This is a genomic window from Tamilnaduibacter salinus, assembly GCF_003096655.1.
Classification (GTDB): Bacteria; Pseudomonadota; Gammaproteobacteria; order Pseudomonadales; family Oleiphilaceae; genus Tamilnaduibacter; species Tamilnaduibacter salinus.
This window is the reverse complement of record NZ_QEKQ01000003.1, coordinates 384,046-392,159: the sequence shown is the minus strand read 5'-3', so window position 1 is coordinate 392,159 and position 8,114 is coordinate 384,046. Positions and strand designations below refer to the sequence as shown.

Here is an 8,114-nt window from a genome sequence, read left to right as displayed (position 1 = left end):
GATGGGCTGCTCGAGCACGTCCCCTGCGGCAACCGCCGCATCGGTACTGGCCAGCTCAACAACGCCCTCGAACAACTCGGAGAGCCCCTCGTGCACTGAGAAGCCCACCACCGCGAAATGATCGTCCGGCAGTTGGCCCACCCGGACGGTGAATTGCAGTCCCTTGGCCTGTGGCATGATCTTCGGTCCGTGAAGATGAATCGATTGTGGGGTCGCCGCGGAATCCGCGGAAGGACGCGGAAAAATAAAAAGACGTTTTTAGCCACGGAAAGACACGGAAAGCACGGACGGAAAAGAACGATTGGAAACAAAGGTATCTGTTGCGCTCGTCCGTCCAACCTGCTCTTTCATGCTGTTCGCGCCCGAAGGGCGTTTCCGTGCTTTCCGTGTCTTTCTGTGGCTATTCAACCCTTTCCGCGTCCTTCCGCGGGTTCCGCGGCGACCCCCTCGTTGTCACACACTCGTTAGCGACGTTACCCGCTCATCGCCGTGCCGCTGCCGATGAGGACGCCGCCGCAGGAGACCAGGTCGCCGGTGCGGGCGACGGGGACGCCTTCGACGAGCACGGTGCTGCTGCCGGCGGCTACGGCGCGGGGATGGGGCGGTATCGGGGGTGCCGCGTGGATCATCAGCGGATCGCCGATCCGCGCCAGCGGTTTGCCGTCCAGCATGACCGTGCCACTGCCCGCGATGACGGGCGTCGGGGGGAACGGGGGGTGCCCCGTGTCGACGTCCCCCAACAGAACCACGTTTGCCATGGTGTGATCTCCTTTTCTGTGCGTCTATTCCGTTAGTACAGGCTGCCCGGCAGGCTGTAGTCCGCCAGCAGTTGCTGGGTGAACGGGTTGGTGTTGCCGGCCGCGTGCAGGCGGTATTGTACTTCGCCATCGTCCAGCCGGAACGTGATGTCCACGGCACTGGCACTGACACCGTTCACCTCCGCCTTGTCCAGCAGGCGGAAGAAGGCCCAGGGACCGCGCGCGATCTTGCTGCGCGGGGAGCGGTTGAGCGTCGCCGGCACCAGTGTGACCCGACTCTGGACACTTTCCCGCAGGGTATTGGGCCAGATCAGCGGAATACTTTGCCGGGGACCATGGCTGAATTCAACCAGTTGGCCATCGACATTCATCACACTCCGGCGTTTGTTGGCCGTCAGGTTGAGCGGTTCCAGGGCGAACTCCACGTCGAGACCGCCGCTGCGGGCGAAGTACGCCTCCCGGATCTTCTCCGCCTGTCTCAACGCCTGCATGACGTCCCGGCGCACCAGCGTGGCTCGTTGACTCAGGGCGACGTGCTCAGGGTGGTCTTCCAGAAACAGCTTCAGGTGCTGTTCATAGAACCGGTTCAGCGTGCCGTCCGGGCCGAAGAAGGATTCAAAGTCCTTCAGCCCCGCATCGCGTCCAGCGTCCGGCTGGAAGGGGTAGTGACGCGCCAGTTTCTGCTGGAACGGCTGGTAGACCTCGCGGTACCACTTGCGCTCCAGTTGCGCGACGGCCTGATTGAGGACCACCCGCCAGCTCTCTGCCGCCAGCTTCTCGAGCATGCGGTTGATCGGCTCCGGCTGGTTCCGCGCCAGCCGCTGCAGTGTGAAGATCGGGTCATCACCCTTCATGGTCAGCCGCGCACGCGCCGCCTCCAGCGCCGCCTTACCGGTGTTCGGCGCTTCCTGGATGGCGCGCAGGTAGTCGTGCAGATTCCGGCTAACCTGGAGAATGTCTTCCAGCGTCGAGGGCGTTTTCTCGTCCGGTTTTTCCGTCAGCGCGTGCAGCTCCTCGAACTGGCCGGCAATCCGCTGGGCCAGTCGATAGCGCGGGGACTCCTCCAGGGCTTCCTCGGGCAGTTGCTGATCCCCCGGTGTGTCCGGGAAGAGATCGGTGTTCATCCGCAGTGTGGTCAGCAGCTCGGTCAGCGGCTGATGGCCGCCGGTCAGGTTATCGAGCACGCGAACGCCGTGGTTCAGATCCCGGAACCGGCGCACGTCCAGATGACTGATCGCCCGGCGCCACTGCGCGGTGTAATCCCGGACGTAGCGGTCACGCAGTTGCGCGCGCAGCGCCTGCTCGTCGGCGTCGCTGAAATCCACATCGTCACGCCGGCCCAGCACCCAGGCATCCACCAGCGCCAGCTCCGTCACCGATTCCGACCGCCGCAGGAAGTAACGCTGCAGCCCCTCCCGGGTCAGCATCCGGTGAATGCGCAACGGGTCCTGCTCCGGCGCGGGCGACTCGTCCATCGCCTGCCCCCGGTCGTTGACCCGGACAAACACGGTATTGAAAGCCGGTCCGCTCTGCTGCCCCACATTCAGCGCTGCCGACAGACTGTCCGTGGACGCCTCCTTGAGGTCGCTGTAGACGCGCTCCGGCGTGGGAGTGCGGCCCAGCCGTTTCTGCGCCCAGCCCACACTGCTCTGGAAGGGCATCAGCGCCATGTCCGCCGAGCGATCGCCCTCCTGCTGCCAGGTCGCCAGATCCGTATGGGCCATGGCGTAATCGAGGTGCTTGTGCAGCCGGTCCTGAACCGAGCGTTGCCCCGGGTAACGTTGCTGCCAGTAGTCGGACATGTAATCACTGACCAGATCGTCGCGACGACCACTGCCATCGTAGAGCATGCGCAGCACCCGCAGGTGGCGCAGCCGTTCGGAACTGCCCTCCGGTGCGGCGTTCATGTTGTCCATCACGCCGATCATCAGCGCCGGCAGGTATTGATACGCCAGCATGTTGAGGTAGGCCGCTTCCACTTCCGGGCCGACACGATGGCCCTGATAGAGCCCCATGTCCTCGACCCAACGCCATTGCTCACGGTAGTTGCCGTAGGCCAGTGTCGCCTCACGCAGCTGATCCAGCGGCTCCAGCAGGTTGCGGCCGGTCGGGTCGGTTTCATGGCCCACCGGGTTCCAGTTGTCCAAAAATCCCTGCACGCGGGTCTGCACCCGCTCCGCCGCCTCGGCGTTCTGCAGGAAGAAGTGATGCCAGCCTGCTGTCGTGCCCAGACCGGCGGCAAGAAACAGCACGGCCGCGACGGCCAGTGACCGCCGGCGCTGCCGGATCACCCGTCGGTTGTCACCAGCCAGGCCCGCTTCGGGATAGATGACGCGGGAGAACAGCTGCTCACTGAACCAGGTCCGCGACTGGCGCCCCCGCTGGGCCGGCTGGACCGCCGAAGGCAACCCATAATGGTGCGCCGCGGCGGTGACGTAGGGGTCCTCGGGCACGCCTTCCTGATAGACCGAGGTGAAATACACCCCGCGCACCAGGGCTGTGGTGGAAAAGGCATCGGCGGCCAGCATTTCCCCGAGGAAGCGTTGCAGCACGCCATGCAGCCCCGCCATCTGGCGGGTGAACGAGTAGATCGCGGCGCGTTCCTCGTTCTCACGGGTGTCCGCCAGCATGGTCGGCAGGTGTTGCTGGAGCTGGTCCATCAGTTGCTCGTACTGATCGTCAAACTCATCCAGCCAACTGTCCGGCTCGTTGACCGAGCCCGGCGAGAAGGTCAGACCCAGCGGCCGCTGCCGTTCCTTTTCCGAGAGCTTGCGGAAGAACGGTTCGAAGCCGTGCAGCAGGTCCATCTTGGTGAAGGTGACATAGACGGGCAGCCGCGTGCCCAGGCGCTCCATCAGCTCCCGCAGTCGACTGCGAAGCTGAACCGCCCGCGCCTGTCGCTCCTGATCGTCCAGGCTCGCCAGTCGGGACAGGTCAACGGTCAGCACCACGCCGTTCAATGGCCGCCGCGGCCGGTTGGCCTCCAGCCAGGTCAGGAAATGCCCCCAGAGCCGCTCCGGCAGACCTTCGCCCTCGTCGGCCCCCGCCGGCTGGCTGATCAGCGTGCCGTCCGGATCGATGAGTACCGCCCGATCGCTGACCCACCACTCGAACTCCATGGGATTGCGCTCGGTGGCCCGCTTGCGCTTCTGACTGACCGTGAACCGCTGGCCGGAGCGCTGGATCAGACTGGTCTTGCCGTCCTCCTCCAGCCCGATCACCAGATACCAGGGCAGTTTGTAGCGCCAGCGCCGGCCTGGGATGGCCTGCCGCAGCCGGAGCAGTGCCTTGTCGAGCAGGCGGTTCTGGCGTCGCTCGTAGGCCAGCAGCGGGTCCTCCTGCTCCTTCTCCTCCTCGGCCCGTTCCCTGTTGACCGATTTCAGGCGGCGGGCGAGTATCAGCCCCCAGATCAGCAGGATCAGGAACACCACACCCAGGGTGATCAGCGCGCGGCTTTCCCAGGACGCCAAAGGATGCGAGCCGTCCCATTCCCACATCGGCCCGAACCACCAGAGGGCCCCCAGCGCCGCGACGAGGCCCAGCCAGAACACGAGCTTGCCCGCCATCTTGAGGAACGGCCAGACTTTCTTGCCCAGCATCAGGAACTGGCGCACGAAGGTGGGCATGGTCGGTGTGGTCGTCGGTATGTTCATGAGGCGCGCTCCAGCCGGGCCATCAGCCCCGGTTCCCAGTCTTCCAGTTGCAGGTCGCGGGTCTGTGCCCGCAGGTCATTGAGGTGCTGCCGGGCCAGTGTCGACAGCCCGGACTCGGCCAGCAGCTCGGCACTCTTCAGCCGCCAGTAGAAGCGGGCCCGGGGCTCGCGGGCCTCCGCCAGGCCGTCTTCAAGCAACTGCATCGCCGGTGCGAGACCGCGTTGGCCCAGCGTTTCACGGGCGGTTTCATAGGCCTGATCCCAGCTCTCGCCGGTGCCGCCACCGCCGGAGCCGCTGTTCAGCAGCCAGTGACTGACGGTGTCGGGCAAGAACGGCGTGCCGTCGGAGAACGTCATGTCCGCCAGCGCGGGCAGGCGATCCAGAAAGGCCGTGAGCGCCTGACGAATGGCGTCGGCGCAGGCGGTGTGACCGAGACGTTCGGCCGCCTGTGCGCTGAGATAGTGGCCTTCGAGCCAGAAGGGACTGACCGCCAGACTCTGCTCAATCCGGTGCCAGAGCGCCACGTCCACCTCACGCTCCAGCGCCTCACGGTAGTCCGCCACCCGGTCGGCACTGACGGCCGCCAGGTCGCTGCGCACGCCATCCCGCGAGGGCGGCGCGGCCGTAATGCTGTGCCAGATGGCGTAGCGTCGAAGCTGATACCCCAGCGGCTCGGTCGGCGAGGTGTCGGTCAGCAGGTCCGCCACACGCAAGAGGCTCTGGCGGGTGGCCCGCTCACTCCCGGTGTCCAGTGACAGACTGTCGGCGGTCGGCTTTTCAGAGGGGGCGGAACCACCGGCGGCGCTTTTCGCCGACGATGGCGCCTCATTGGCGGCGCCCGACTCGTCCGCTTTTGGCTCCGGTGCCTGGCTCGGTTCGGGCAGCGCTTCAATGGCCCGGCGCAGCGGGTCGAGTCCGCCGTCGGACAGGCCATGGGTGTCCGCCGCGTCAGCCAGTGCTTTCAGCTCTTCCAGGCAGAACGCCCGGCCGTCGCCCTTGGCGGCATCAAAGCTGACCTTCTCCACTTCACCCGCCGCCCGCTTAAGCATCTGGCGGAACATCAGGTTGCGGGGGCGTTTGCCTTTCTCACCCGGCCAGGGCCAGGCGTCCGTCCACCAGGTCTCCAGCGCCCGACGCAACAGGTGCAGCGACAACGCGAACCGCTCACCGTTGCCCCCGCGCTGAAGCGCCAGCAAAAGGAAGCCCAGCACCTTGAGGTCTTTACTGGTGTCGGTCAGCAGGGCCAGCGATTCACTTTCCACCTTGCCCCAGTCGATGTCCGTCTGGGCGAGCGAGCCCATCTTCATGACTTCGTCTTCGAGAAAGGTGAGGCGCTCGTCCTCGCCCAATGCCTCGCCGACGGATGAATCCCCCGGTATCGGCGTCAGGACCTGTTCCACATAGGGATGCTGTTCGACTGCCTGCATCGTCCCTGTTCCTTTGTCTGAATCCATTCCGTTGTTTCGGCGGCTTACCAGCCACACTCACGGCGCAGCGGCGCCAGCGCGTCGCCCAGCCCCTGGAGGTCAAACACCAGGCCATCCACCGGTGCCACACCCGCTTTCAGTTCCAGGCGCGAAGCCGGGAGGAACGTGCGGATGGTGTCGATGGCCGGCAACCCCCGGCCGGCACTCACCACGAAGCCGTCGTCCCGGACCCGCCAGACCTGGCGTTGCACGCGGTCGCCCGAATCCAGTGACAGTCGCACCTGGTCGGCCCGCAGGGGGGCGGGCATCATCAGGGCCAGTCGCGAGATGTTGTTGTCGCACTGCACCACCAGGATCGGCCGGGGCGGCTGGGCACCCAGCGCGGCCAGTGTGACCAGGTGGCCGGCGTCCCCGCGCCGATGGATGGCGCCCTCGCTGACGTCACGGCCGGTCTGCTGGGCGCGCGCGGCGATCCAGATCGGCGGCTGGCGTCGCGGTTGGGTTTCCTCAGCGCTCGTCCGGACCGGCGTCCCAAACACCGCATCGAAACAGGCCAGTCGCCCCGGACGTTCGACAATGTCCGTACACTCGCGTGCGGCCTCCAGCGTGGACGGTGCCGGTGCGGCGAGCGCCGGTGATACCAGAAGGCCAACAAGGGCCCATCGAAACAGGCGCATCAGTCGGCCTCCAGCGTGACATTGAATTTCTGGCACTTGTGGGCCAGCGTTCGCTTGGGCAGCCCGAGACTTTCGGCCGCCTGCGCCCGGTTGCCCTGATACTGGCGCAGGCGGGCGCTGATAATCGCCGCCTCGAACGCCCGGGCGGCCTCCCGAAGATCGTCGATTTCATGGAGCGGCGGCAGCCCCGGACACAGCAGATCGGCATCGCCCTCACCGGTTTCGTCGTCGTCCTCACCCGGCACCGGCGCCATCATGTCCAGCCGCAGATCCTCGGCCTGCACGTCCGCCCCATCCGCCGCCTGAATGCAGGCGAACTCAATGACATTGCGCAACTCACGAACGTTGCCCGGAAACCGGTAACCGGACAGGAACCGCAGCGCCTGGCTACTGATGCCCAGCGGCCCACTGCCCTCACGTTCGCGGTAGGCGGTGATGAACGCCCGACTGAGGGCTTCGAGGTCCTCACCCCGTTCCCTCAGAGGGGTCACTTTCACCGGGAACTGGCTGAGCCGGTAATACAGATCCCGGCGGAACCGGTTCTCCCGGATCAGACTCTGCAGCGGCTGGTGCGTCGCGGCGACAATCCGAAAATCCGATCGCTGCTCTGTCTGCCCGCCAAGAGGCCGGAACCGCTGGGTTTCCAGCACCCGCAGTAATTTGGACTGCAGAGCCATGGGCATGTCGCCGATTTCGTCCAGAAACAGCGTGCCACCGTCGGCCTGGGCCAGCAGTCCCTCGCGGGCGCGATCGGCACCGGAAAACGCCCCTTTCGTGTGGCCGAACAGCTCGCTTTCCAGAAGGCTGTCCGGGATGGCCGCGCAATTGACCACGACATACGGACCGTCCGCCCGCTGGGAAAAGTCGTGCAGGCCACGGGCCACCAGATCCTTGCCACAGCCGGTTTCGCCCTGAATCAACACGGACAGCTGGGTGCCGGCGGCCCGGACGATCTGGCTGCGCAGGTCGGCCATCGCCCGGGAATGGCCGATCAGGGTGGCCGCCAGTTGCTCGTTCTTGCGCCGGTCCGACTCGGAGTCCTTCAGGTGCGCCAGCGAGCGATGCAGAAGACGCTGCTGCCAGAGCCGGTCGTGACGATCCAGGTGCTGACGCCAGTGCCCGGCCAGCAGACGCAGAAAGCCCTGGAACAGGGGTTGCCCGGTCAGCCCCTCCCAGGAGCCCGGATCGCCGGCCAGTGCCAGCACGCCGAGGACCGAGCCCTGCTCAACACGCACCGGTGACAGCCAGAGCGATTCACCGGGGGCCAGTGCATCGAGCATGGTATCCAGCACCGGGTGTTCGTAGCGCACCCGGTCCGCTGTGCGCACCACCCGGGCGGCGTCCGAGCGGATCACATGGGCCATCGGATGACGAAAGTCATCGCAGGCCAGCGTGGTCTCGCCCGTCAGTGCTGGACAGACCAGATCCCGTCCGCTGGCATCGAGCTCGAACAACCAGCTGCGGGAGACCCCGAACGCCTCGCCCAGCTGGCGGTGCGCACAGTCGAGCAGGGCCCGACGGTCGGGCTGGCGAATCAGGTCCAGCGCCAGATCGATGCCGGTGTGCAGTTCCGTCTGCATCCGTGTCATGTCGTTCCTT

General features: G+C 66.0%; 5 protein-coding genes. All 5 read right to left on the bottom strand.

From position 1 onward, the window contains the following. Nucleotides 1-473: 473 nt before the first annotated feature. Genes C8D92_RS06830 through C8D92_RS06810 form a run of 5 tightly spaced genes read right to left on the bottom strand, consistent with a single transcriptional unit; the run spans nucleotide 474 to nucleotide 8,104 of the window. Nucleotides 474-758, bottom strand: coding sequence for a type VI secretion system PAAR protein (locus tag C8D92_RS06830; RefSeq protein ID WP_095611364.1), 285 nt, complete (start codon nucleotides 756-758; stop codon nucleotides 474-476). A gap of 32 nt (nucleotides 759-790) precedes the next feature. After that, nucleotides 791-4,411: a type VI secretion system membrane subunit TssM gene (gene tssM, locus C8D92_RS06825; RefSeq protein WP_243402381.1), complete on the bottom strand. Its 3,621-nt coding sequence runs from the start codon at nucleotides 4,409-4,411 to the stop codon at nucleotides 791-793. Next, on the bottom strand, nucleotides 4,408-5,838 hold the full coding sequence (gene tssA / locus C8D92_RS06820; RefSeq protein ID WP_116918829.1) for a type VI secretion system protein TssA: 1,431 nt from the start codon (nucleotides 5,836-5,838) through the stop codon (nucleotides 4,408-4,410). Before tssA ends, tssM begins: the two co-directional genes overlap by 4 nt. A gap of 44 nt (nucleotides 5,839-5,882) precedes the next feature. Next, nucleotides 5,883-6,515, bottom strand: coding sequence for a type VI secretion system-associated protein VasI (gene vasI / locus C8D92_RS06815; protein ID WP_116918828.1), 633 nt, complete (start codon nucleotides 6,513-6,515; stop codon nucleotides 5,883-5,885). Then, entirely contained in the window at nucleotides 6,515-8,104 is a 1,590-nt protein-coding gene (locus tag C8D92_RS06810; RefSeq protein ID WP_341477026.1) for a sigma-54-dependent Fis family transcriptional regulator, read from the bottom strand. The genes vasI and C8D92_RS06810 overlap by 1 nt, the downstream gene beginning before the upstream one ends. Nucleotides 8,105-8,114 lie beyond the last annotated feature (10 nt).

Excerpts from the sequence above, each read along its gene's own strand:
- C8D92_RS06810 (WP_341477026.1), bottom strand. The coding sequence starts at position 8,104 with ATGACACGGATGCAGACGGAACTGCACACCGGCATCGATCTGGCGCTG.
- C8D92_RS06830 (WP_095611364.1), bottom strand. The coding sequence starts at position 758 with ATGGCAAACGTGGTTCTGTTGGGGGACGTCGACACGGGGCACCCCCCG.
- tssA (WP_116918829.1), bottom strand. The coding sequence starts at position 5,838 with ATGCAGGCAGTCGAACAGCATCCCTATGTGGAACAGGTCCTGACGCCG.
- tssM (WP_243402381.1), bottom strand. The coding sequence starts at position 4,411 with ATGAACATACCGACGACCACACCGACCATGCCCACCTTCGTGCGCCAG.
- vasI (WP_116918828.1), bottom strand. The coding sequence starts at position 6,515 with ATGCGCCTGTTTCGATGGGCCCTTGTTGGCCTTCTGGTATCACCGGCG.